21 protein-coding genes are annotated in these 23,336 nt (G+C 64.9%); 7 read left to right on the top strand and 14 right to left on the bottom strand.

What is annotated here, in order from left to right:
- The first annotated feature begins 19 nt into the window (after nucleotides 1-19).
- The 3 genes from ACNH6H_RS06025 to ACNH6H_RS06015 all read left to right on the top strand — a co-directional run bounded on the left by ACNH6H_RS06025 (nucleotide 20) and on the right by ACNH6H_RS06015 (nucleotide 3,792).
- Complete coding sequence (locus tag ACNH6H_RS06025) at nucleotides 20-1,765, top strand: M61 family metallopeptidase (protein ID WP_418316473.1); 1,746 nt, start codon at nucleotides 20-22, stop codon at nucleotides 1,763-1,765.
- Nucleotides 1,750-2,934, top strand: a complete 1,185-nt coding sequence (locus ACNH6H_RS06020) for a DUF3108 domain-containing protein (protein WP_418316471.1) — start codon at nucleotides 1,750-1,752, stop codon at nucleotides 2,932-2,934. Before ACNH6H_RS06025 ends, ACNH6H_RS06020 begins: the two co-directional genes overlap by 16 nt.
- A gap of 69 nt (nucleotides 2,935-3,003) precedes the next feature.
- The gene (locus ACNH6H_RS06015) at nucleotides 3,004-3,792 is read left to right on the top strand and encodes an enoyl-CoA hydratase (protein WP_418316470.1); all 789 of its coding nucleotides are present in this window, start codon (nucleotides 3,004-3,006) and stop codon (nucleotides 3,790-3,792) included.
- A gap of 34 nt (nucleotides 3,793-3,826) precedes the next feature.
- Here the strand turns inward: ACNH6H_RS06015 and ACNH6H_RS06010 are convergent, their stop codons facing one another.
- From ACNH6H_RS06010 to ACNH6H_RS05950, 13 genes are all read right to left on the bottom strand, one after another.
- Nucleotides 3,827-4,378 carry a pyridoxamine 5'-phosphate oxidase gene (locus tag ACNH6H_RS06010; RefSeq protein WP_418316468.1) on the bottom strand — a complete coding sequence of 184 codons (552 nt, stop codon included), beginning with the start codon at nucleotides 4,376-4,378 and terminating at the stop codon, nucleotides 3,827-3,829.
- 44 nt (nucleotides 4,379-4,422) lie between these two features.
- Nucleotides 4,423-5,913: a lysine--tRNA ligase gene (lysS, locus tag ACNH6H_RS06005; protein ID WP_418316466.1), complete on the bottom strand. Its 1,491-nt coding sequence runs from the start codon at nucleotides 5,911-5,913 to the stop codon at nucleotides 4,423-4,425.
- A gap of 70 nt (nucleotides 5,914-5,983) precedes the next feature.
- Nucleotides 5,984-7,075: an MraY family glycosyltransferase gene (locus ACNH6H_RS06000; protein WP_418316464.1), complete on the bottom strand. Its 1,092-nt coding sequence runs from the start codon at nucleotides 7,073-7,075 to the stop codon at nucleotides 5,984-5,986.
- A gap of 64 nt (nucleotides 7,076-7,139) precedes the next feature.
- Complete coding sequence (locus ACNH6H_RS05995) at nucleotides 7,140-9,599, bottom strand: secretin N-terminal domain-containing protein (RefSeq protein ID WP_418316462.1); 2,460 nt, start codon at nucleotides 9,597-9,599, stop codon at nucleotides 7,140-7,142.
- Nucleotides 9,596-10,048, bottom strand: coding sequence for a hypothetical protein (locus tag ACNH6H_RS05990; RefSeq protein WP_418316461.1), 453 nt, complete (start codon nucleotides 10,046-10,048; stop codon nucleotides 9,596-9,598). The genes ACNH6H_RS05995 and ACNH6H_RS05990 overlap by 4 nt, the downstream gene beginning before the upstream one ends.
- A gap of 86 nt (nucleotides 10,049-10,134) precedes the next feature.
- Nucleotides 10,135-10,779 (bottom strand): hypothetical protein, encoded by a 645-nt coding sequence (locus ACNH6H_RS05985; RefSeq protein ID WP_418316459.1) that lies wholly within the window; start codon nucleotides 10,777-10,779, stop codon nucleotides 10,135-10,137.
- Complete coding sequence (locus tag ACNH6H_RS05980; RefSeq protein WP_418316457.1) at nucleotides 10,779-11,825, bottom strand: hypothetical protein; 1,047 nt, start codon at nucleotides 11,823-11,825, stop codon at nucleotides 10,779-10,781. Before ACNH6H_RS05980 ends, ACNH6H_RS05985 begins: the two co-directional genes overlap by 1 nt.
- Nucleotides 11,794-12,792 carry a hypothetical protein gene (locus tag ACNH6H_RS05975; protein ID WP_418316455.1) on the bottom strand — a complete coding sequence of 333 codons (999 nt, stop codon included), beginning with the start codon at nucleotides 12,790-12,792 and terminating at the stop codon, nucleotides 11,794-11,796. The genes ACNH6H_RS05980 and ACNH6H_RS05975 overlap by 32 nt, the downstream gene beginning before the upstream one ends.
- Before the next feature lie 86 nt (nucleotides 12,793-12,878).
- Complete coding sequence (locus ACNH6H_RS05970) at nucleotides 12,879-13,595, bottom strand: PilW family protein (protein ID WP_418316453.1); 717 nt, start codon at nucleotides 13,593-13,595, stop codon at nucleotides 12,879-12,881.
- Entirely contained in the window at nucleotides 13,582-14,046 is a 465-nt protein-coding gene (locus ACNH6H_RS05965; protein ID WP_418316451.1) for a prepilin-type N-terminal cleavage/methylation domain-containing protein, read from the bottom strand. The genes ACNH6H_RS05970 and ACNH6H_RS05965 overlap by 14 nt, the downstream gene beginning before the upstream one ends.
- Nucleotides 14,043-14,603 (bottom strand): pilus assembly FimT family protein, encoded by a 561-nt coding sequence (locus ACNH6H_RS05960; protein WP_418316449.1) that lies wholly within the window; start codon nucleotides 14,601-14,603, stop codon nucleotides 14,043-14,045. Before ACNH6H_RS05960 ends, ACNH6H_RS05965 begins: the two co-directional genes overlap by 4 nt.
- 11 nt (nucleotides 14,604-14,614) lie before the next feature.
- The gene (gene gspG, locus ACNH6H_RS05955) at nucleotides 14,615-15,130 is read right to left on the bottom strand and encodes a type II secretion system major pseudopilin GspG (RefSeq protein ID WP_418316447.1); all 516 of its coding nucleotides are present in this window, start codon (nucleotides 15,128-15,130) and stop codon (nucleotides 14,615-14,617) included.
- Nucleotides 15,131-15,225: 95 nt separating this feature from the next.
- Nucleotides 15,226-16,419 (bottom strand): type II secretion system F family protein, encoded by a 1,194-nt coding sequence (locus tag ACNH6H_RS05950; RefSeq protein ID WP_418316445.1) that lies wholly within the window; start codon nucleotides 16,417-16,419, stop codon nucleotides 15,226-15,228.
- 231 nt (nucleotides 16,420-16,650) lie between these two features.
- Between ACNH6H_RS05950 and ACNH6H_RS05945 the strand changes: the two genes are divergently transcribed.
- The 4 genes from ACNH6H_RS05945 (at nucleotide 16,651) to ACNH6H_RS05930 (ending at nucleotide 22,426) form a co-directional block, all read left to right on the top strand.
- Nucleotides 16,651-19,038, top strand: coding sequence for a hypothetical protein (locus ACNH6H_RS05945; protein ID WP_418316444.1), 2,388 nt, complete (start codon nucleotides 16,651-16,653; stop codon nucleotides 19,036-19,038).
- Between the two features lie 116 nt (nucleotides 19,039-19,154).
- Nucleotides 19,155-19,670: a hypothetical protein gene (locus ACNH6H_RS05940; protein ID WP_418316443.1), complete on the top strand. Its 516-nt coding sequence runs from the start codon at nucleotides 19,155-19,157 to the stop codon at nucleotides 19,668-19,670.
- 196 nt (nucleotides 19,671-19,866) lie between these two features.
- On the top strand, nucleotides 19,867-21,555 hold the full coding sequence (locus tag ACNH6H_RS05935) for a GspE/PulE family protein (RefSeq protein ID WP_418316442.1): 1,689 nt from the start codon (nucleotides 19,867-19,869) through the stop codon (nucleotides 21,553-21,555).
- A 94-nt stretch (nucleotides 21,556-21,649) separates the two neighbouring features.
- The gene (locus ACNH6H_RS05930; RefSeq protein ID WP_418316440.1) at nucleotides 21,650-22,426 is read left to right on the top strand and encodes a TylF/MycF/NovP-related O-methyltransferase; all 777 of its coding nucleotides are present in this window, start codon (nucleotides 21,650-21,652) and stop codon (nucleotides 22,424-22,426) included.
- A gap of 7 nt (nucleotides 22,427-22,433) precedes the next feature.
- Here ACNH6H_RS05930 and ACNH6H_RS05925 read toward each other — a convergent pair whose 3' ends face one another.
- Complete coding sequence (locus ACNH6H_RS05925; RefSeq protein ID WP_418316438.1) at nucleotides 22,434-23,297, bottom strand: hypothetical protein; 864 nt, start codon at nucleotides 23,295-23,297, stop codon at nucleotides 22,434-22,436.
- Nucleotides 23,298-23,336 lie beyond the last annotated feature (39 nt).

Here is a 23,336-nt window from a genome sequence, read left to right as displayed (position 1 = left end):
TTCCACTGCCATCGGACCCATGATTTCCTACCGCGTCGAGTTGTTCCGGCCCGAAGCCCATCTGTACCGCGTCAACCTGTCGATTCCCGATCCGTCTCCCGGGCAGCGGGTCGGCCTGCCGGTCTGGATTCCCGGCAGTTATCTGGTGCGCGAGTTCGCCCGCCACCTGTCGTCGCTGCAGGCCACGCAGGGCGGCCGCGCGGTCGGCGTGCGGCAACTCGACAAGGCGAACTGGCAGGTCGATTGCACCGCCGACGGCGCACTCGAACTCGTCTACCTCGTGTATGCCTACGATTCGTCGGTTCGGGCCGCCTGGCTCGACCGTGGGCGCGGCTTTTTCAACGGCACCAGCCTGTTCCTGCGCGTCGATGGTTGCGAACAGCAGCCGCACGAGATGGTGCTGCGCGAGCTGCCGAAGGGCTGGCAAGTCGCGACCGCGATGCGTCCGGCCAAGATCGATGCCCGCGGCCGCGGCCGTTATCTCGCCGACGACTACGACGAACTGGTCGATCACCCGGTCGAGCTTGGCGATTTCTGGCGCGGCCATTTCGTTGCCCATGGCATCGAGCATGAATTTGTTGTCCGTGGCGCGTTGCCCGATTTCGACGGCGAGCGGCTGCTGCAGGAAACGCAACGCATCTGCGAGGCCGAAATCGAGTTCTGGCATGCCGACCGCAAGCCGCCGTTCCAGCGTTACCTGTTCCTGCTGAATGCCGTCGAGGACGGCTATGGCGGGCTGGAGCACCGCGCCAGCACCGCATTGATCGCGAACCGGCGCGATCTGCCGCAGCGCGGCCGGGCCGCCGCCAGCGAAGGCCACGTCAAGTTGCTCGGCCTGATCAGCCACGAATATTTCCACACCTGGAACGTCAAGCGGCTGCGTCCGGCCGAATTCGAACGTTATGACTACCGCAGCGAGAACTACACCGAGCTGTTGTGGTTCTTCGAAGGCTTCACGTCGTATTACGACGATCTGCTGCTGCTGCGCAGCGGCCTGATCGACCGCGCGACCTATATGCGGCTGGTCGGAAAAACCATCGGCGGCGTGCTCGCCGCACCGGGGCGCAAGCTGCAGTCGGTTGCGCAAAGCAGCTTCGACGCCTGGGTCAAATATTACCGGCAGGACGAAAATACCCCGAACGCGACGATCAGCTACTACACCAAGGGCGCGCTGGTCGCGCTGGCGATCGACCTGACGCTGCGCAGCGAAAAGCGGGGCTCGCTCGACCAGGTGATGCGTGCCCTGTGGCAGCGCAGCACCGGCGGCCCGATCAGCGAGGCCGACATCGCGCAGGCGCTGCAACAGGTGTCCGGCAGATCGTTCGCCGAGGAACTCGCCGCCTGGGTGCATGGCACCGACGACCTGCCGCTGCTCGAGCTGCTCGAGCGTTTCGGGATCACGATGCAGCACGAAGCGGCAACGCTGGCCGAACGTCTTGGCCTGAAGGTCAGCGAAAGCGCGCTGACCGGTGTGCGGCTGACGCAGGTCTGGCGTGGTGGCGTCGGCGAAGCCAGCGGCCTGGCGCCCGGCGACGAACTGCTCGGCGTCGACGACTGGCGGCTGCGCCGGCTCGACGATGCCTTGCGCCTGCTGAGCCCGGGGCAGTCAGGACAATGGCTGGTGTCGCGCGACCAGCGCCTGCTGCGGCTGCCATTCGTGATGCCCGATGAATCGGCAGCCGCACCGGCCGCGGTCAAGCTCGACGCGCAGACGTCGCCGGCGAAACCGGCGGCGGCGTTGCAGAAAGCATGGTTGGCCGGCTGACACTGCGACCGGGCCCCTGTGGCCTGCTCGTCGCCGGTGCGCTGCTCGGCCACTGGCTGGTTCTCGATTCGGTTGTCGATCACTTGGCGTTGCAAGCGATCGACTCGGCGATGGCGCCGCGGTTGACCACGGTTTATCTGCGCCGGCTCGATCTCGTCGAGCCACCTCGGGTTGCGCCTGCTGCTCCACCGGCCGCAGTGGCAGCTGCTGTCGCTCCGCCGAACCGTGCGCCAAGCGCATTGCCTCCAGTCGCTGCGGCATCGCAACCCGAGGCGGTATCCGAGCCGCTCGAATACGGCGCCGAGCAGCTGCCGTCGGAGCCTGCACCGGCACCGCCGCCGCCGGCGCTGGCAGCCGACGAGTCGACCCCGGAGCCGCCGCTGGCGGCAGTCGACCCGGATGTGCTGTCTCGACAATCCGAACCGACGGACGATGCGCCGACCGCACCCGCATTCGTCTGGCCACCGTCGACGCGCCTGAGCTACGTGCTGACCGGCAACTACCGCGGCGAGGTTCATGGATCCGCGCAGGTCGAGTGGATCAACGCCGAGCCGCGATACCAGGTCAACCTCGACGTGACGATCGGCATGCCGTTTGCGCCGTTGCTGAACCGGCAGATGCGCAGCGACGGCATGCTCGGTCCCGATGGCCTGCAGCCGCAGCGCTACGACCAGCGCAGCAAGATGGCATTCCAGGATCCGCGTGCGACCAGCCTGCGTTTTCGCGAGCGCCAGGTGTCGACCGCCGATGGCCGGCCGCTGCCACTGCCGCCAGCCGGCGCGCCGCGCGATGGGATGCACAGCGGCGATTTCCGGACCTCGTTGCAGGACAGCGCCAGCCAGTTCGTGCAGCTGACGTGGTTGTTCACGACGCAGCCGCAGCTGCTGGCGCCGGGAACGACGATCGCCTTCCCGCTCGCCTTGCCGGGACGGGTCGCCGACTGGCGCTACGAGGTCGGGCAGGCGCAGACGCTTTACACACGCTTCGGCACGCTCGAGGCCTACCGTGTCTTTACCGCAGCCGGCACCGATCGCCGCCGTGACTTGCTTGCCGAAGCATGGTTTGCGCCGCAACTCGCCTACCTGCCGGTGCGCATCCGGATCGAGCAGGACACCGATGTCTACCTCGATCTGATGATCAAGGAAAAACCCGAGATCGCGATGCGATGACGGCTGGCGCGCAGCCCGGGTCTTTATAGTGCGAGCCTGTTCCTCCAACCTCCTGCGACAGGCGACACCATGACCCGTGAATACATCCTGACCGAAGTGCGCGGTGAATCCGCATTGAAAACCGGCCTGATCACGCTGAACCGGCCGAAGCAGCTGAATGCGTTGAACGACGGGCTGATGGACGAACTGGGCGAGGCGATGCTCGAATTCGACCATGACGACTGCATCGGCTGCATCGTCATCACCGGCAGCGAGAAGGCCTTTGCCGCCGGCGCCGATATCGGCGCGATGTCCAGGTGGAACTACATGGACGTCTACAAGAACGACTACATCACCCGCAACTGGGAGACGCTGCGCAGCATCCGCAAGCCGGTGATCGCCGCAGTCTCCGGTTTTGCGCTCGGTGGCGGCTGCGAGCTGGCGATGATGTGCGACTTCATCATTGCCGCCGATACCGCGAAATTCGGCCAGCCCGAAATCAAGCTCGGCATCATTCCGGGCGCCGGCGGCACGCAGCGCCTGCCGCGGGCGATCTCGAAAGCCAAGGCGATGGACATGGTGCTGACCAGCCGGATGATGGACGCGTCCGAAGCCGAGCGGGCCGGGCTGGTATCGCGCGTCGTGGCGGCGTCCGAACTGATGGAGGTGACGCTGGCCGCGGCGCAGACCATCTGCGAATTCAGCGGACCGACCGTGATGATGGCCAAGGAATGCGTGAATCGCGCCTACGAAGGCCCGCTTGCCGAAGGCATCCTGTTCGAGCGCCGGATGTTCCATTCGGCGTTTGCAACCGAAGACCAGAAGGAAGGCATGGACGCCTTCGTCAACAAGCGCAAGCCGCAGTTCAAGCAGCGTTGAGCGGATCCGGCGCGCCCGGCGGGCGGCGCGCCGTTCAGGGTTGCAGCCAGTCGGCCATGCCGTCGGCGAAGCGTGCACGCCGGTGGCCGTCGCCTGCCAGTTCAAGCCAGTCGATCGCCAGCACCTGGCCATTCAGCAGCGCAAAGTGTTCGCGGTTTTGCGCCGCTGGCGGCGCGCTGCCGATCGGCGCGCCGGGTGGCAGCGGCGACAGGTAGTCCTGCGCCGCGCGTGTCAGCTTGATTCGTGCCCAGTGCGACGAGACCGCGAGGCCTTCCTCGGCGACGTCGCAGTGCAATTGGCAGCGCAGCTGCCAGCTGAGGCGGCGCGACCAGAAGACCAGCGTCGCAACGGGCGTCGCCTGCAACTGGCTGACCTTCGGCGAGCGCGAATCGGTATAGACGATCAGCTGCTGCGCCTGTGGATCGGCCGCGCGAAGCACGACGGTGCGTGCGTCCGGGCTGACCTCGCCTTCACCGCCGATCGCCGCACTGGCCAGCACTGGTGTATGCCATTCATGGTCCCGGTCGTCGACCGCCGCGACCAACTCGCGCCAGATGGCTGCTTCGATCTCACCAAGCTCCGACATCCAGGGTTCCTATGGATCAAGCGGCCGAAGGCGCTTCGGGGGGGTCATTGCTCTTTGCGCAGCGATGGAAAAAGGATCACGTCGCGGATGCTCGGGCTGTCGGTGATCAGCATGATCAGCCGGTCGATGCCGATGCCGCAGCCGCCGGTCGGCGGCATGCCGTACTCCAGTGCACGGATAAAATCGGCGTCGTAATACATCGCCTCCTCGTCGCCGGCGTCCTTGTTCGCGACCTGGGCCAGAAAACGCGCCGCCTGGTCCTCGGCGTCGTTCAGCTCGGAGAAGCCGTTTGCATATTCACGGCCGGTGATGAACAGCTCGAATCGCTCGGTCACCGCCGGATTGGTGTCCGACGCCCGCGCCAGCGGGCTGACCTCGACCGGATAGTCGATGATGAAGGTCGGTTGCCAGAGCTTTTCCTCGACCACCGCCTCGAACAAGCCAAACTGAAGTTCGGCCAGTGTCCAGTGGGCAGGCGGCTCCTCGCCAAGCGCCTTCAGCCGATCGTGCAGTGCCTTCGGGTCGCCGGCTTCGGCGTCGGTCAGCCCGGCATGGACGACCAGCGACTCGCGCACCGACAGCCGCGCAAACGGCTCGTCGAGATGGACCGGTTTGCCGGCGTAGGTGATCGACGCCGAGCCTGTGGCCGCACGCGCCGCATGGCGCAGCACCTGCTCGGTGAAATCCATCAGGTCGTGGTGGTTCCAGTACGCCGCATAGAACTCCATCATCGTGAATTCCGGGTTGTGCCGGACGCTGATGCCTTCGTTGCGGAAATTGCGGTTGATCTCGAACACCCGCTCGAAGCCGCCGACGACCAATCGCTTCAGATACAGCTCGGGCGCGATGCGCAGGAACATCTGCTGATCGAGCGCATTGTGGTGGGTGGCAAACGGTTTCGCATTCGCGCCACCGGGTATCGGATGCAGCATCGGTGTCTCGACCTCGAGAAAACCGTGTTCGACCATGAACTGGCGGATCGACGCAATCGCCTTGCTGCGCGCGGCGAAACGGGTGCGCGCCTCGTCGTCGGTGATCAGGTCGACATACCGCTGCCGGTATTTCTGTTCCTGGTCGGTCATGCCGTGGAACTTGTCGGGCAGGGGCCGCAGGCTTTTCGTCAACAGGCGCAGTTCGCCGACGCGCACCGACAGTTCGCCGGTCTTGGTCTTGAACAGCGTGCCGCTCGCGCCGATGATGTCGCCGAGGTCGAGGTGCTTGAACCGTTCGTAGGCCTCTTCGCCGAGCGCATCGCGCGTGACGAACAGCTGGATCCGCCCGCTGCCGTCCTGCAGCGTGCAGAAACTCGCCTTGCCCATCACCCGTTTCAGCATCATCCGGCCGGCCAGCCGGACCGCAATCGCCTGCGGCTCGAGGTCCTCGTTCGACAAGGAGCCGTGGCGATGCAGCAGGTCGAGCGCGTGGTGCGTCGGCTTGAAATCGTTCGGGAAGGCAATCCCCGCGGCGCGGATCGCCTTCAGCTTTTCGCGCCGTTCGGCGATCAACTGGTTGTCGTCTGGGGCAGGGAGGTCCATGGAATCGAGCTGCGTTGCGGCGGTGGCCGCCAGGGAGGGGGAGACGATTGTAGGTGGGCAGGGTGCGCGCTCAACGCCGCACGACCATCCAGCGTGGTGCCTTGAAGCGCACGATGCGCCAGTACAGCAGCACATACGACACCATGAACAGCAGGCAGAAGCCGCCAAGCACCAGCGTGTTGTTCCAGAACAGCACCGCCGGAATCACCGACAGCATGCACAACACCCACAGATACGGTGACGTCATCGAATTGCGTGCCGTCTTGTGCCGCCCGGTGCCGCCAAGTGTCCAGCGCATCAGCCGCTTGTAGACCAGCATGTGCAGGTGCACGCCGTCCGGAATGCCCGGCGAGACGCCGCGCAGGAACTTCTTGCGGTAGATCGAGAACACCGTCTCGAAGATCGGATAGGCCAGCAGCAGCAATGGGAACAGGCCGGAGACGGATGGGTTGCGGGCGAGCAGCAGCACGCTCAGTTCGGCCACCAGAAAACCGAGCAGGTAGGCGCCGCCGTCGCCGAGGAAGATCAGCCCGGCCGGAAAATTCCAGACGAAGAAGCCGAGCACCGCACCGATCGTCAGCAGCGCGGCGATCGCGACGAAGCGGTCGCCGACCTGGAAGGCGACATAGGCGAGCGCCGCCAGGATCATCATCACGCACATCGACGCCAGGCCGTTGAAGCCATCGATGATGTTGACCGAATTGGCAATGCCGGTGACGGCAAATACCGTCGCCAGCAGCGCGATCGGCCAGAAGCCGAGCAGGAAATCGACGCCCGGCAGGTCGACACGGGTCACCACGCCACCGAGCAGCCAGATTGCCAATGCGGCCGAGACCGCGGTGAAGACCATCCGCCAGGTCGGCGACACGCGTTTGGTCAGGTCCTCGGCGAGCCCGCCGATAAATGCCGGCAGCGCACACAGCAGCAAAAGCCAGATCGATGCGGTCGATGCGCCGTCCATTCCGACATCCAGCGCAGCGAGACCGGCAACCATCGCGAACAGCAGCGAGACTCCGCCAATCCGCGGTACCGGCTGGCTGTGGAATTTCTGCGGGCCTTGCAAGTCGTGGTCGGCGGAAAACGCCCCGTGGCTGCGGCTGGACTTGATGATCAACAGCGTGCAGGCCAGCGCGCCGAGAAAACTGAAGATGAGGGCGTTCATTCGGTCGAGGTTAGACGGGAAAACTGGCGAGGCGCTCCGGCTGGCCGCTGCGCCCGCTGGTGGGTCATTTCCCTTTCAGCAGTTTCTCGATCTCTTCCTTGATCTTCTGATCTTCCACTTGGCGCGATCCCTGCGGTAGTGATGCCGGCGGTTTCGCAGCCGACGGGGGGCCGGCAGGTTTCTCCGCCGGCTTGTCGGCTGCAGCATCTTTGCCTGGCGGGCCTGCCGCTGCCGGCGGCTTGCTCATCGTGACGCCGGCGTCGGTGTCCGGCGCGGCCGTGGGTCTTGCAGGTTCCGGTTGTGGCGCCACCGCGCCGGGGCCCGGCACTGCCGAAGGGGGGCTGGATTCGACTACTGGCTGCACCGGCCGGTCTGCCGCTGAACTGAGCGGTTGTGGCGCCGGAACCGGAGCAAGCGGACGTGCCGGCGGCTCCTCCATCACCCGCGCCGGTTTCAGATCCTGTGCCCAGCTGCCAAAACTTTTCTGGATCGCTGCGGTGATCGATTCGGACTCGAAATCGTCGCTGACCACGTAAGGCGTGATCATGATCAGCAATTCGGTCTGGTCGTTGCTGTTGCTCTCAGTGCGAAACAGTGCGCCGAGTCCCGGAATGTCCTTCAGGTACGGAATGCCGGTGTTTGCATCGCTGCTGTTGCGCGAGATCAGGCCGCCGAGCAGCACCGTCGAGCCGTCGCGAAGCGACAGCTTGGTGTCGATGCGGCGGGTCGAGATCGTCGGCGACGCTGCGACGCCGGTACGTGTCTCGGCCGCCGAGCTGACCTCCTGCGAGACGTCAAGGTCCAGCCGGTTGCCGGAGTTGATGACCGGCCTGACGCGCAGGATCACGCCGGTGGACCGGTACGAGATCTGCTGCAGCACGCCGGTGCCGCCGAACAGACCTCCGGTCGTTGAGCCAGATTGCTGGCTGGTGATGACCGGCACTTCCGAACCAACCTGAATCGATGCCGTTTCGCCGTTGCGCGCCAGCACCTTCGGATTCGACAGGATGCGCGCCTGGTTGTTGCTTGCCAGCGTGTTGAGTTGGGCGAGCAGCGTACCGGCCCTGTTGCCGATCGACACCGTAAAGCCGGATGAGCCGATTCCCAACCGCCCTTGGGTGCCAGCGGTGATCTGGTTCTGCCCGCTGTTGATCAGCTGCGGTGGCACATTCCATTCGATGCCGAGCGCCTGGCTGCCGCCGAGCCGCATCTCGGCGACCACGACCTCGATCAGCGCCGATTTGACCGGCCTGTCGAGTTCGCGCATCAGCGCCATGATCTGTTGGTATTCGTCGGCGGTGGTGCCGCGGAATATCAATGTGTTCGTTGCGCTGTTGACGACGACCCGGCTCGAACGAGGCGATGATGGAGCCGCTGCAGCAGGCGGTGCTGCCCCCGGAGTCACGGCTGGTGCGGCCGGCAGGCCGCCCATGATCTCGCCGAGTGTTCTTGCCAGCGCCTCGGCATCGGCAAACTGGACCGGGTAGGTATACAGACCGTTCTGGGTTCTCACTGCAACCGGCTTGTCGAGCTCTGCCGCCCAGCGGACAACCTGTTCCATCACCTGTTCGGAGTTAGCAAAGGCCATCACTGCACCGATGGTTGGAATCGGGATCAACAAGATCGGGGTGCCCCCGGTTGCGCTCGTGGAAACTGAATAACCTTGGCCAGTCAATATCTCGACCAGACGCGACGCAAATTCCTGGGCCGGCATATAGGCCGGATTGATGCGCCGAGCCACGTTGCCACGCATCCGCGGTTGGTCCAGTACGCGAATCAAATCGAGCGCGGTGCGAAGATCATTCTGCGTACCCGAAAGCAACAGCGAATTGCGACCGGAATCCTCGAGCACGGTGATCCGGGTGCCGAGGACTTGCCTCAGACTTTGCATGATGTCGGTGGTCCGGACGATATCAAGTTCAACATACTGGAAGGCCGTCCGGAGCGCTTCAGGGGTTTCGGGAAGCGTGCGTCCGAGGCGGAGGATCGGAGACGGAGCAGCAGAAGGTGCATTGTCCGGAACGATGCGCACGAGACCGTCGTACTCCTGCACCGACAATCCGTAACTGCGCAGCAGCGCAACGCCGAGTTCGGCGAGGCGGCTGCGTCGGATCGGCGCCGAAGTCTTGAACGTCACGAGGTCGGTGCGGGCGTTGATGGCCGTATCCATCGAGTAAGGCTGTTTCAGCACATTGCCGTACAGGATCTGGATGAACAGCGGCAGCGGCGTCTGCTCCAGCGCCATCGACACCATTTCCTCGCCAGACGCGGCGTCGGCGGGGGTTGCGCGGCGCGTTTGCGGTGCGTTGGTCGTCGCGCTGATTGGCGCCGACGGCATCTTTGTCACCTGGGTCGAGGTCGGCGCCTGGGAAGTGATCGGATCGACCAGCGTGCCGCCACGCTCGGCAGGGGTTCGCGTATAGCTGATGGGTCCGGGCAAGGTCATTGGCGGGCTCGCGCAGCCCGCGAGAAGGGCAATCATGGTCAGCTGGCAAACTGACCGCTTGGCGATAGCAAGATTCATCTGGAACCTGTGAAGGAAAGGACCACTTCGCGTTTGTCGACGACGAGCGTGACGTCTTCGTCGCTGATCGCCTTGATGACATAACCTCCGGGCAAGGTCGCCCCGAGACCGAAGAATTCAGTCTGTCTGGTGTCCTGCTTCAGGACCGCCACTTTCCAGCCGTCGCTGGTCATCGTCGCGCCGAGCAGCCGCCAGCCTGGCGGCGTCAACGGTGGGTTGCGCGGCGGAATCGGCTGGGCAAGCTGGAACTCCCACAGCGGCCAGCGCAGTTGCTGTTCGGCATCCGGTGCAGGCCGCTGCTGGCCGGTGGCAGCACCGCCTGCGGCGGGCACCGGCGGCGGCTCGGCGGCATCCTGCGTGGCTCGCGGATCGGCGATGCTGACCACCTGCGGCGTCGGCAACTCGCCGTCGAAACCGCGCTGGTAACCGAGCCAGCCTGCGCCCAGCACGATGGCGATTCCGAAAATCACAAAAACCGTCCACAGGGCCTGGCGACGAAGGCTCGTCGACGCGGATGACACGGCTTGCCCTGCCATCAGCGGACACCACCGGCTGTGGCCGGCTGCCCACGGGTGATCAATTCAGCGTCGAGATCGAAGCGGTTGGCCCGCACGGTCAGCCCGGTGAGCCGCCACACCACGTTGTCCTGCCGTTCCAGGTCGTTGACCAGATTCCTGAATTCGACGTCCTGGAACTGGCCGCTGATCACCGCCTTCGATCGGGCCAGACCCAGCGAAACCAGCGTCGTCGGCGCAGCCGAGCCATCGGCGTTGGCCGGCTGGGCCGACGGACGTTGCGTGCCGGTCTGGACGGCATCGTCGACATATTTGACCGCGCAGTTCTGGATGCCAGCGGCCGCGCAGCGCTGCCGCAGGTCGTGCAGCACCTTCGCATGGGCAATCGCCGGCGGGTCGACGGTCTGCAGCCGCGCCTCGATGGCCGCCCGCCGGCCGGCTGCCTCCCGGGCCAAGGCTTCGAGGTCGAGCAGTGCCTCGTCGCCGGAAAGCGACCGTGTCGAACCGGCGATGCCGATCTGCTGCCGCAGCGAATGCGCCTCGTCCACCACCGGCTGCGCCAGCATCCAGATCGCGAGCGCCGCCGCGATGCCGATCAGCCCGGGCAGGTAGGAACCGCCGACACCCGCGTCCCCGCGCGATTCGAGCGCCGCATTGCCAGCCATCACGGTCGCTCCATCACGCTTGGCATCGTTGATACCGTGCGAAAGCCGGTCACCTGCACACTGAAGCTGGCCTGCTGCGTATTTTCGCTTTGCCGCAGTTGCACCGAAGCAAAGCCCGGCACGCCGGCGATCGACCGCAGCACCGCGGGCAGGTCCAGCACACCGCCGACCGATACCACGGTGATCCGCAGGTCGTCGTTGCGCAGATCGAGTTCCTTGACGACAAGGCGATTTGCTTCGACCACCCGCTGCAAGGCATCGAGCAGCGGATCGATGCGGATGCCGCTGCTCAGCCGATTGAAATCGTCGAGCCAGGCCTGATCGCGTTGGTAGGCCTGCTTCAGTTCCGTCATCCGGCCGAGCAGCAGGTCGGTCGTCGACGTCTGGGCGGCGACCGCGGCGCGGCGGGCTTCCAGCCCCCGCGTCGTCGCTTCCCAATACGCCAGATACGCGGCACAGCCGATCGCCAATGTCCAGGCCGAGAATGCAAACGTGCGCTTGAAGCTGGCTTCGCTCCAGTTTCCGATCAGGCTGCCGCTGCGCAACAGGTCGCGGGCCCACGGGCGCGCAGCCAGTTCCGGCGGAAGATCGCGCAATGCGGTGTCGGGCTGCCAGCGTGACGCGGTGATCGCGCCGCCGGCCAGTTGCAGATGGTCGACGCCGCCGGCACAGCGCAGTGCGGCCGTGCCACTCGTCGTCGGCAGCGGCAACATCAGCGGCTCGGCAATCTTCGTTACACGTGCCGGATCGAGACCGCCGGCGGCGATCGCTTCGTCGATCTCGCGGTCGTCCCACAGCCACAACATCAATATCTTGTTGCGCATCGCCGCACTGCCGCCGGTGTTCGCGAACGGCGACAGGCGCAAGGCCTGCAGCCGCGCAAAACCACTGCGTTCATGCAGCGCGACACCGCTGCCTGGCAGGTGCTCGAAAATGGAGACCTCCCGTGGCACGACGACGGTCGTGCCAAACGCGCGGCGGCTGGTCGGGCTCAGTTGCAGTCTCTTCTGCGCATCACTTGCCAAACGGTAGACTGGGTTGAGCATATGAGGGTCGATCTTGCTCCGCCTGACGGAAATCCACCGCGGGAAGCTGCGCAAGCGCACGCCGTTGCTCTGCGCTGGGCGAATGGGGGAGAACGCGAACTTCGAGCATTCGCCAGGGCCCGCCGGGGCGACCCGGGGTCAGTTCGAGCTCGAATTCGGATTGCCATTCTAGCAACGGCGCATGCTGTCGGATCCGCAAGGCCTTGCCCGCCGACGCGCCGCCGATCTGAATGCCGAATTCCGCAGCCGAGGTCGGGATGCCGGCGCGCACCGCCACCGGCACCGCGTCATCTGCGCCCGCTTGGCGCGCCGCAACCAGTCCTTCGGCGATCGCCTTCTCAAAGCCGTTGGCCACCAGTACCGGTACCGTGGCGGTATTGCGGTTCAGCCGCGAATCGCCATTGACCGTGATGTGCTCGTCGCAGCCGGCGGCCTGCCAGGCGCTTTTCAACTCAGGCCATCCCTTGATCCGCCACAGCTCCTCGCGGCTAAGCAACGGCGCATTGCGCGGTTCGGGCAGATCGCCGGAAGCGCGGTAGTCGAATGCCTCGGCGCCGTTCAACCGTCTCAACCGGTCCTCATCGATATAGTCAGCCAGCGTATCGGTCAATGTCGCCGCGGCCTGTTCGCTTGCGCCGCACTGGACAAGCAGCTTGGCGATTGTCTCCGACGCACTGCGGTTCAGATTGACCAGGCCGCGCAGGTCCTGCAGCGTGGCGGTGGTGCCGCCGCCGGTATCGGTCAGCCGCCCGTCGACATACAACCTGCCCGCCGGCCCGTCAATGAAATTGGCGGTCGGCAACCCTGTTGCGGCAATCACCGCGATGCGCGCGCTCGCGCTGAGAAAACCAGCCTCGGCCTGCACCCGGTCGCGCAGCAGCTTGACACTGCTGGCACTGAGCTGGGCCGACGATGCCACCGCGACCGCCACGACGGTCAGGCCGGCCAGAACCCACAACACGATCACCAGCGCAAAACCCCCGCAGCGCGCGGGCCGGCGACAGCATCCTTCCGGATGCGTCCGGGCAGGGGATCGCCGGGGCCCGCGTCGTGTCATGGTTTGCTTTCGAACGGCAGCGACGGCGGTACCGGTTTGCGGGTTTCGCCAGGGTACGGATACCACATCAGCAGTTCGTCGCTGAAAGGCCGGCGGACGATCACCGCGCGCGGCAGGTCGGCGGGCGGATCGCTGGTGGCGACGCCGACGCCCATCGGCGGCCAGACCGGCACGATCGCGCCGGCCTCGTCGAGGTAGGCAAATTCGGCGCGGCCGTCGAATCGGCCGATGGCCGCCGGCTCACTGGTGCGTGCATCGGCCGTCGGCACCGCGACGCGCAGTTCGGTTTGCGTCGCGCCACTGTCGCCTGGCCGCAGCGACATCGTGAAGCGCTGGATCCCGGTCTGGCCGCCATCGACCGGCAGTGTCGTATAAGCGCTCAGCTCGTTGGCCGAACCCTCGAACGCCTTGCGCACGGCCGCCTCGGGAGGAGCAACCAGGTTGGCCAGCATCGGGCCGGCCGCCCAGCCGGCCGACCAGCGGCTGGTCAGCGAGGCGGTTGCCGCCTGCGCCGAGCGCGTCACCTGCGAGACCTGGAAAACCGCCTCCGAGACCAGTGCCAGCACGAAGCCGAGGATCACCATCGAGACCAGCAGTTCGACCAGCGTCAGGCCGGACTGCGCGGAGCCGGGGGCGGTTTGCAGCCGCTGGCTGAGCCGGGCGCGCTGCGGAATAGGCTCGAACGGCTTGGCTACCATATCAGCGTTGCGCATCGGCAGCGGCAGGCGGCTTCTCGAACAGGTTGCTGAATGGGTTTGCGGCAGCCGCCTGCGCGGTCCGCCGCCAGCCCGCAAGGTAGACCGTCCTTGCAGATACCGGATCGCGTTCGACCTGACTTTGCAGATCGACCTGATACAGCTGCACCACATACTGACCGGGTGCGTCGCCGGAGCGGACCGGCCGCTCCTCGCCGACCGGCACGGCATTCCAGCTGACATCGACGTCGCTTATCGTCAGCGCGCCCGATGGCCGGCGCATCGGGTTCAGGCCGCGGGCATATTCGAGTGCCGTCAGGTCGCCGAACAGACGCCGCTGCTCGAGCGTCAGCTGGCCCAGCCGGTCGGCGGTCTGCGTGATCCAGCTGAACAGAACCACCGCGCCGGCGCTGAAGATCACCATCGCCGCCAGCACCTCGACGAGGCTGAATCCACGGCTGCGCTTCACGACTTGTCCTTCACAACCACGGCGCACAGCGGCCCCTGCACCTCGATCACGACGACGGCACCGCCGCCGGTTTTCAGGTCGGCGGATCCGGCGCGGCACAAGCCGCTCGGCAGAAATGCCGCGGGCTCGACCCGTTCGAGTTGCCAGCCCGCTGGCAGCGCCACCCGGACAAACTTGTCCGATGGCGGACGTGGCGGCGCTGACGCGGGCAGGTCGCCTCGCCGAGCGGCTGCAGGCGACGCGCCTGCAGCGCTGGCCGGATCTGCCGCAGCAGGTGGCAGTTCCTGCCGGCTGGCAAAGCTGCGTTCGTCCATCACGATTTCGCGGCGGTTGACGCCGGCGGCAAATATCGCACCACGGAGTGCCTCGACGATCTCCATCGTCTGCGTCTTGGCCTGCACCGCGTCGTACCAGCGTTGCATCGACGGCAACGCCAGTGTCGTCACCAGCCCGAGCAGCACCATCACGACGATCATCTCGATCAGCGTGAAGCCCGCCGCGTGGCTGCGCGACAGGGCGCTCGCCGCTCCCGGCAGGGTCGGACCGGTGCTGCTCATGCCGAGCCTGATCAGTTCGTCAAGTCCGCCGCCAGGCCCTCGCCGCCTTCCTTGCCGTCGAGGCCATGGGAAATGATCGAGAACGGCTGGCCATTCAGCCCCGGCACCTTGTATACGAAAGGATTCGACCACGGATCCAGCGGCAGCTTGCCATCGATATAGGGGCCCTTCCATAGCGCGCGCAGCTTTTCGTCGGCCGGCGGTTCGGTCAACCATTTAAGCCCCTGCTCCTGGGGAGGCGCGACGCCGATGTCGAGTTGCAATATGCCGACCGCGCTGCGCAGCATCTTGATCTGCGTCTGCGCGGTCTGCACTTTCGACGAATCGACCTTGCCGAACATCCGCGGGCCGACGAGGCCGGCGAGCAGGCCGATGATCACCATCACGACGAGCATCTCGAGCAGCGTGAAGCCCAGGCTGGCCGCACGCCGTGAGCGGCCGGGACTCGATGGGATTGCACGCTTGGCTGGACGGCTGCGCCGCATGTCGAGCAGGCGAGGGTGAAACAGTTGCTGGAAGGTGACCATGGGTGCCTGTGCGGCAAGGTTGAATTGGGTGCGCGGATGGCTGCGAAGCCGAGCGGCTGCAGGCCCGATCGGTACCTGTCGGGCCGCGGCTGCTTCTACAGGACGTTGGTGAGGCTGGTGATCGCCAGCATCACCGAAATCATGATACCGCCGAGCACCAGCGAGATCATCAGGATGGCCATTGGCTCGAGCAGCACCAGGAAGCGCTTCAGGCGAAGCTGGCTCTGGGTCGCATGCATGCGCGCCAGCGACGCGACGGTCTGGCCGAGCGAGCCGGCCCGTTCGCCGACGCGGATCAGGTTCAGGCCGGCGGCGTCGAGCAGCGCGGCGTCGCCGAGCGCCTGGCTCAATCCCTTGCCGCCGCGCACCTCGGCCAGCGCCGCGCCGGCATCGGCACGCAGCCGGCGGCGGCGCAGCGTCTCGTTGGCCTGCGCCAGCGCTGCCAGCAGCGGCACGCGGCTGTTCAGCAATACCGCAAACAACGAGGCCCAGCGCGCCACCTCGGCATGGCGGGTCCACGGACCGAGCACCGGCAAGCGGGCGGCAAGCTCCCATGCCGCCTGCCGGACGTCGGCCCGGCGCGAAGCCCAGACCAGAAATACAACCAGCAGCGCCAATACGGCGCCGACGACCACCTGGTGCTGGGTCAGCCACAAACCGAGCCCGAGCACCATCTTGCTGATCCACGGCAGATCGGCCTTCGGGTTGTCGAGCACGGTCGCGAAACGCGGCACGACAAAGACGAACATCACCAGCGTCGCCAGCAAGCCGCTGCCGATCAGCACGATCGGATACAGCAATGCATTGCGCGCTTCCTGGGCAAATTGCACTTCGGCTTCCAGGTGGGTGGCCGCCGCCCGCAGTGCGGCGCCGAGTTTGCCGGTCGATTCGCCGGCGCGCACCAACTGCGAAACAAATACCGGCAGTTTCAGCCCGCTGCTGCCGAGTGCGTCGGAAAAGCTGCTGCCGCCGCGGATCGACTTCAGCACCTGTTTCAGCGGGTGACCGTCTTCATGGGCATCGGCCAGCGTTGCGATCGCCTCGGCCAACGGCACACCGGCTTCGAGCAGCGTCGCGACCTCGCCGATCAGCAACGCCACCGCATCGTCGGTTTGCCGCTTGCCGGACGATCGCGACTGGGGGCTCCGCCGTATCGTCTCGACCAGCGAGATCGGTTGCAGCCGCCGCTCATGGAGCAGTTGCGAAGCAGCGACGGAATCATCGGCGGCAATTGTCCCGCGCTGGCGTCCGCCGCCGGCATCAACCGCGGTGTAGGTGAACTCGGGCATTCGAAGCGGGAGAGGAAATGAACGAGAGAGACAGGCGGGTTGCCGTATCGACTCGATCGGACGAATCAATTGTAAGTTGGCCTGCGCAAACGTTGGACGACAGCAACAAATTGGTGCAAACCGCCCCCTTGATGCGGGGTAGTTCACGAAAACGATTAGGCAGGCAGCGAAAGTCTTGTTGCCCATGCCGAATTCTGTGGCTTACACTAAGTTGCAACAGCCCCCCGAACTGTGCATACCCATGCGGGTTGCAGTCAGAGGTTGTGGAGATGCGGCGGAGTGTCTCTCATCCATTCCTGGATGAGCGCCGTGGGTACAAACCAAGCAAAGGTGATCCTAATGAAGACGATGGAAAAACTGCAAATTGCCGCCGCCGCAGCAAGCCTGTTCGCGGCCAGCGGGGTGGCCACCGCGGCAAACCTCAACTCGTCCGGCGCGACGATCGCAGCCGAAACGGTTTTTCCGACCACGCCGCTCGGAAACGACACCAAAGTGAAGGCACCCGCGTTTTCGTATGCCTATGAAGGTGGCGTCAACGCTCAATCTCGCCAGACATTCAAGATCGCGACCAATCTGGTCGGTGCCGATTGGGTGATGACGTCCAACCCCCGCCGTCTGACCGATCCGAGTGTGCTGACAAGCATCACGGCCGGGGCAAGCCAGAACCTGGCCCGGACGATTTCGGCTGAAGCCACCGTGAACGGTGTCGGCGGGCGATTTGCGGTGATCCCGGGTACTGATCCGGATCCGGCGGCGGGTTTTGTCGCGATCAAGCTGCTCAGAGTCGAGGCTGGCAACACGATCGCGGGCGCGCCGGCGCAGTTTGCGACGAACGGCGAATCGGTCGTCACTTATGTGTTCGAACTCGTCAACAATTCGGCGCAGGCATCGGTCGATCTGCGATTCCTGACACTGACCTTTAGCTCGTTCAAGGCGGCGGGTGGCATGATGCACCCGTTGTCGGCTCCTGACAGCGCGACCACGAGCCTGGCGGACTATCCGCCGATTTACAGCCTCGCCAATTACACGGTCAATACCAACGTCAATCCCTGTGCCAACCCGAATGGCGCGGTCAAGCTGCAAGCAATTTCCGGCAACAACCATCCGGCCGTGCTGTCGCAGGAAGATACCGTCGGCAACGGCGGCAATTTCCGCGAAGTCGGCAACTACCTGCTGTTTGCCCGCGGCACTGCCGTCACGCTGACCAAGTCGGGCGATCGCCTGGTCCAGGTGACGAACAGCTTCGGCAAGACATCGGGCACCACCCCGGTCAATGGCATCGGTGGCATCGGCGGCGGCCGCTACACCTTCAAGCCGAGCCGCGAGGTGCAGGCGATCATTTATGGAGGCAATCAGAACGGCTGGATCAACGAGGACGATGATCTAAACGGGCCGAACAACGCGAGCATGAATGCCAAGGCCACCTTCCCCGAGCGCGGCACCACCGGCGACGAACTCGGTGCAAAACTCGGCGTGCTGAATTTCAGCAATCTGGGCAATGCGCTGGATCGTCTGCTTGATCTCGACATCTATTCGTTCAAGCCCGAAGTTGGTCCGCTGCCTCCCGCCCAGTCCTTCGCACCTTCGGCGGCGCCTCAGTATGGCGATTTCAGCGTAGGGGTCGCCCCGGTGATCCCGACTGACGGTAACCTGATGGGTGGTGTCGATGTCAGCGGCGCTCCCATCACCGCGACCCCGCTGTCGGGTGCGCTGGTGATCCAGTTCGTCGCCCCGGGTGGATTTGCCACCGCCAACGCGCTGAGCCTGCATCGCGGCGGCGCCGCGTTCAACTGCGCCACTGCAGGGCCAGGCCTGTCCGGCAACTTGCTGAACGCCGGCAATGGTCAGTACTACTGGCGATTCACGCGCGCGGATCTGCAAGCCGAATCGGGAACCAATACCTTGCTCGGCGACTGGTCGGTCTGCTACCGCGTCAACGGCGAGACACCGATCCCGGCAACCGCGATCAACAACGTGATGGTCACGCTGCTGAAGGACGATGTAACCGAACAGCCGTTGAAGAGCTGCACAGCTGAACTGGCGAGCATCTATGGTGGCGTGACGGTCGATGTTCGCAACTTCCTGATGCACCAGGCCGTGGCGGGCACCGCTGAAGACAAGAAGTGGCGCGGTATCCTGCGCATCATCAACAACAGCGAGCGTGATGAGATGCACGTCGAGGCGCAGTACATCCACGAAGACGGCAAGTACGGTATGTGGGGTCCGCTGGGCACCTGGGCGCCGCGTGCGGCACGTTATGTGGTCGACACGGCAGTGCAAGCTGCGTTGACGATTCCGGTCACCAACCCGACCGCAGAAGTCAACAACGCGATGCCGACGACCCAGACCGTGCGCCTGCGTGTCGAAGGCACCGGTGGCACGATCCGTGTCCAGAACTATGCATTCAACCTCGACACCAAGGCGCTGACCGAGATTTCCAGCACCCAGGGTGCAGACTTCATGAACATCGGCTCGTCGAACCGCGATCACATCGATCAGGACGCGCAGTTCAACATCGTGAAGGACGGCGGCACGTTGACTCAGCGTCTTGGCACGGTGCCGAAGGCGGCGATCACGAACGCGAACCGGAACACCGGCCCGTTCCCGGCGGTGCCCTGATCATCGTCGCGTCATCGGCAGTAAACTCCGCCGGGTAATTGGCGGGTTTCTGCCGGATCCATGCAAAGCAGGGAAGGCTCGCCTTCCCTGCTTTTTTTATGATCGGAACGGAGTGAATGGAAGCGACGGGTAAAAACGGATGCTCACGGTCTGGAGCGGGAGGTCAGGCTTTGCATTGGCTCCGTGAGGCCGCATGCGGTTTGGCCATAGGTGTGGTCAGTGCAAACGCGCACTCGCAACCGGCATATCCGCCGGACGCGCTGCGCAATGCAACCTCGACGCAAGCTGCGGCAACTGCGCTCGGAGCTGCCAGACCGGAGCTCAGCGGTTACCTGCTGATTGATGCGCCGGATGTCGCCTTGCCCGGAAAGATTCGCGTCTATGCCGAAAGCCAGTTGCCCGGCACCTCGCAGATCGTCTTGCTGAAAACTTCCCTGAAAGCGGTCGGTGCTGCGCAATCTCCGCCCGAGAAGGTGCTGGTCGCCGCGGCCCAGATCGCGCCTGGAGAAAAGGCGCAACTGCAGGCTGAATTCGATGCTGCGACGACAACGAATCTGGTGCTGATGGCGCAGTTTCGCGGCCAGTGGTTTTATGCGACGCGGCAGGTGAAAATCGGCTCCGCTGCCGATTGATCCCGGGCTGTCCATTGCCGCTTTTCCTGCAGATGATATTGATTGATCCAATCCAGCCGGCCCGTTCGCGGTGCTGGCCAGCATTCACATGTTGAACCGCAGCACGGCTGAGGCGGAACGTCCGCCGACCGTTACCTCCGACACCGGCCAGCCGCCGGCTGGCGTGTCAAACCCGCGCCGGGAGCCGACGGTCCAGTTGTCACGTCAAGACCAGCAGCGCCTGCTCGATGAAATGGTCGCGCAGGGGTTGATCTCGCTCGAATCCTCGCAGCGGTCGGCGGCCCTGCTCGAGCAGACCGGCGTGCACGTCGTCTCCGGCCTGCGCCGGCTGAACGCGATCGCCGAAGCGCCGCTGTACCAGTTTTATGCCGGTTTTGTCGCACTGCCGCTGCTGAACGCCGACAACAGCGACGTGGAGCAGCTCGCTCGATCGGTGCATGACGCGACCGGGCAACTCGGCCTGTCGACCTCGTGGCTGGTTTTGAAAGGCATCCTGCCGTTCGACAGCGACGGCGCGAGCTGGATCGCCTTCCGCGAGGAAGTCGAAGCCGATGTGCTGCAGCTGATGCAGCGCAAGGCGCGGCTGCGCGGCCAGGAACTGCGGCTGACGCTGATCACGCCGTCGCTGTTCGAACGGCTGTCGCCAAGCCTGCAAACCGCTCAGCAGACCTTCACCGCTGCCGGCGACGACCTGCGCGCCTTGCGCGAACTGGCCGAGGAGGGGCCGACGATCGAACTGGTCAACGCCATCCTGTCGAAGGCGGTGACACGGCGCGCGTCGGACGTCCACGTCGAACCGAGTGATGTCGATTTCAGCGTCAGGGTGCGCGTCGACGGCGAGATGCTGCTGCAGGAGCGGCAGCCACGCGACCGCTTCGATGCGGTGGTCTGCCGCATCAAGATCCTGTCCAACCTCGATATCGCCGAGCGACGGCTGCCGCAGGACGGGCGAATCAACGCCCGGGTCAATGGCGAAGCCTTCGATATCCGGGTGTCTGTGCTGCCTGGTTCGGCCGGCGAGTCGATCGTGCTGCGCCTGCTGCGGCAGGAGCGCAAGCCGACCCGGCTGCAGGACCTCGGCATGAGCGCCGCGCAGGCGGCGGTGTTCGAGGCCTGGTCACAGTTTCCGAACGGCATCGTGCTGGTCACCGGGCCGACCGGATCCGGCAAGAGCACGACGCTGTATACCGCGCTCGAGCTGGCCAACGACCAGACAAAAAAGATCATCACCGTCGAGGACCCGGTCGAATACAAGATCGGCGGCATCACGCAGCTGCAGGTCAATCCGGAAATCGGCTTCACATTCGCAAGCGCATTGCGTTCGGTGCTGCGCCACGACCCGGACGTGATCCTGGTCGGCGAGATTCGCGACGAGGAAACGGCGCGGATCTCGATCCAGTCGTCGCTGACCGGCCACCTGGTTTTCTCGACGCTGCACACCAACAGCGCGATCGGCGCGGTGACGCGCCTGACCGACATGGGCATCGAGCCCTTCCTGATCTCGGCCAGCGTTCGCGGTCTGATGGCACAGCGGCTGGTCCGCAAGTTGTGCCCGGTCTGCGCGCAGCCGTCCGATAGCGAGGACGCCGCAACGCGAACGCTGATCGACGGCTGGGCGGCGCGCCATCCCGGCCAGCCGGTCCGGCTGATGCGGCCGGTCGGCTGCCCGCAATGTTCGTCGACCGGATATTTCGGCCGCATCGCGATCTACGACCTGATCGAGATCGATTCGACGATGGCCAGCCTGATCGCGAAAGGTGTCGGCGAGCACGATCTGCTGAAACGCCTGGATCGTGAGGAAGACGACGGCTTGCTGCAGGCCGGGCTCGGCCATGTTGCTGCCGGCACGACGACGGTCGCCGAGTTGATCCGCTCGACCGGATGAACTCCGACAGCCGATAGATTCAAGGTTTTAACGTATCAGCGGCTTCAGCCGCAATCTTCCGCTGCGCCCTGGGCGCCAGCCTGACTCTCCATCCATGCCGTCCCTGAAAAAAACGATCCGTTCCGGTCTGCGTTCCTTCGGTTATGACCTGCAGCGGGTATCGCCGGCGCACCGCTATCCGGTCGAATTCGGCGCCGCCGAAAAGAAGGCCTTCGACCATGTGCGCGCCCACAACCTGTCGATGGTGTCCGACGAGCGGCTGTTTGCAACCATCCTCGCCTGCAAACATGTGATCGAGCAGGGCATTCCGGGCGATTTTGTCGAATGCGGCGTTTACAAGGGCGGCAACGCGATCCTCGCGAAAATGCTGTTCGACGCCGCCGGTGTTGAGCGTCGGGTCTGGCTGTTCGATACCTTTCTCGGCATGACCAAGCCGTTGCCGGTCGACGTCGATACCGGCACCGGCGAGGATGCGCTGCGCCACTATGCAAGCATGGACCGCGGCGACCACAACGACTGGGTCTATTGCCCGATCGATCAGGTCAAGTCGCATTTCGAAGCCGCCGGCCTGCTCGACGACAAGGTCGTCTTCGTGCAAGGCGACGTGCTGCAGACGCTGGCGCAGCCGCTGCTGCCCGAGCAGATCGCCGTACTGCGACTCGATACCGACTGGTACGAATCGACGCTGAAGGAACTGCAGGTGCTGTATCCACGGCTGTCGGTCGGCGGCGCGCTGCTGATCGACGATTACGGCCACTTCCAGGGTGCGCAGAAGGCGACCGACGAATATTTCAGCGGCGCGGTGCGGCGCCCGCTGCTGAACTACACGGACTACACCGGCCGGGTTGCGGTGAAGGTCGGCACCGACTGAGCGGGGCTCAGACCTCGACCCACGGCCTGTCCTTGACGCGCGGGTAGAAGCGGTCCTGCGCCCACTGCGCAAAGGGGTGTCGGAAGCAGTTGGCTGCCGGTACCTCCGGGAAGATCTCGGCACCGACGTCGTCGCGCAGAAAAAACGCATTGAAGCCGTATCGCTGGCAACCGACCAGCCGGTAGCCCTTGCGTCTCGCGAGCTTGACGAAAGCGGCGATCGACGCACCGCAATAGATGCCGCAGCCGTCGGCAAACTCGGCGCGAAAGCTCGGGTCGTTCGGCACCGTGAGTGAGGCGTCGGGGCCGAGGATGATCTGCACCTCGGCAACGACGACGCGCGGCCGGATCACGTCGATGCGGTCCCAGACCCACCAGTCGATGCCGTCCATGTCGAGCGACAACAGGTCGACCTCGCCTTGCACGCCGGCCGCCGAGATCAGTTCGTTGATGTTGTCGCTGGTGATCCAGGCATTGACCAGTTGCGGCGGAAAGGCGCTGGTATCGGGATGGATCGAGAAGAAGCGCCGGCCCTTGGCGATCAGCTGGCTGTTGCCGTCGAACAGCAGACCATTCCAGCCGTGGTTGATGATCAGATTGGTCGAGTTGCACTGGATGCCGCTGCCGGCGCAGATTTCGACGCAACGCCGGCTGCCTGCGCCGATCAGTGAAAAGATGTAGTGCAGGATGCCGTCTTCGCCATTTTGTGAATAGCTGCGGAATTCGACGTCCTCGAACGGCCGGGCCCGCTGCTCAACGCGGAACGACTCGCGCCAGCTCTGGCCAAGCAGCAGCTGCGTCCCCTTGTTGACACCCATCGCCTCGAGCTGCAGCTGACGGGCGCGCACCGGGATCGACGCCAGCTTGCGCATTGCTGCGCCGAATCGCGAGTCCTCGAATTGTTCGCTGAA

Source organism: Pseudideonella sakaiensis (assembly GCF_048320135.1).
Classification (GTDB): Bacteria; Pseudomonadota; Gammaproteobacteria; order Burkholderiales; family Burkholderiaceae_C; genus Ideonella_A; species Ideonella_A sakaiensis_A.
Note: the sequence above shows the minus strand (reverse complement) of the source record. Positions and strands in the feature narration are given on the sequence as shown.

Bases quoted from the DNA above. Each gene is read 5' to 3' on its own strand.
- ACNH6H_RS05995 (WP_418316462.1), bottom strand. From the start codon at position 9,599: ATGAATCTTGCTATCGCCAAGCGGTCAGTTTGCCAGCTGACCATGATT.
- ACNH6H_RS05980 (WP_418316457.1), bottom strand. From the start codon at position 11,825: ATGCTCAACCCAGTCTACCGTTTGGCAAGTGATGCGCAGAAGAGACTG.
- lysS (WP_418316466.1), bottom strand. From the start codon at position 5,913: ATGGACCTCCCTGCCCCAGACGACAACCAGTTGATCGCCGAACGGCGC.
- ACNH6H_RS06015 (WP_418316470.1), top strand. From the start codon at position 3,004: ATGACCCGTGAATACATCCTGACCGAAGTGCGCGGTGAATCCGCATTG.
- ACNH6H_RS05970 (WP_418316453.1), bottom strand. From the start codon at position 13,595: ATGCGCAACGCTGATATGGTAGCCAAGCCGTTCGAGCCTATTCCGCAG.
- ACNH6H_RS06010 (WP_418316468.1), bottom strand. From the start codon at position 4,378: ATGTCGGAGCTTGGTGAGATCGAAGCAGCCATCTGGCGCGAGTTGGTC.
- ACNH6H_RS05925 (WP_418316438.1), bottom strand. From the start codon at position 23,297: ATGCGCAAGCTGGCGTCGATCCCGGTGCGCGCCCGTCAGCTGCAGCTC.
- ACNH6H_RS05985 (WP_418316459.1), bottom strand. From the start codon at position 10,779: ATGGCTGGCAATGCGGCGCTCGAATCGCGCGGGGACGCGGGTGTCGGC.
- ACNH6H_RS06000 (WP_418316464.1), bottom strand. From the start codon at position 7,075: ATGAACGCCCTCATCTTCAGTTTTCTCGGCGCGCTGGCCTGCACGCTG.
- ACNH6H_RS05960 (WP_418316449.1), bottom strand. From the start codon at position 14,603: ATGAGCAGCACCGGTCCGACCCTGCCGGGAGCGGCGAGCGCCCTGTCG.
- gspG (WP_418316447.1), bottom strand. From the start codon at position 15,130: ATGGTCACCTTCCAGCAACTGTTTCACCCTCGCCTGCTCGACATGCGG.
- ACNH6H_RS06020 (WP_418316471.1), top strand. From the start codon at position 1,750: ATGGTTGGCCGGCTGACACTGCGACCGGGCCCCTGTGGCCTGCTCGTC.
- ACNH6H_RS05930 (WP_418316440.1), top strand. From the start codon at position 21,650: ATGCCGTCCCTGAAAAAAACGATCCGTTCCGGTCTGCGTTCCTTCGGT.
- ACNH6H_RS05950 (WP_418316445.1), bottom strand. From the start codon at position 16,419: ATGCCCGAGTTCACCTACACCGCGGTTGATGCCGGCGGCGGACGCCAG.
- ACNH6H_RS06025 (WP_418316473.1), top strand. From the start codon at position 20: ATGATTTCCTACCGCGTCGAGTTGTTCCGGCCCGAAGCCCATCTGTAC.
- ACNH6H_RS05940 (WP_418316443.1), top strand. From the start codon at position 19,155: ATGGAAGCGACGGGTAAAAACGGATGCTCACGGTCTGGAGCGGGAGGT.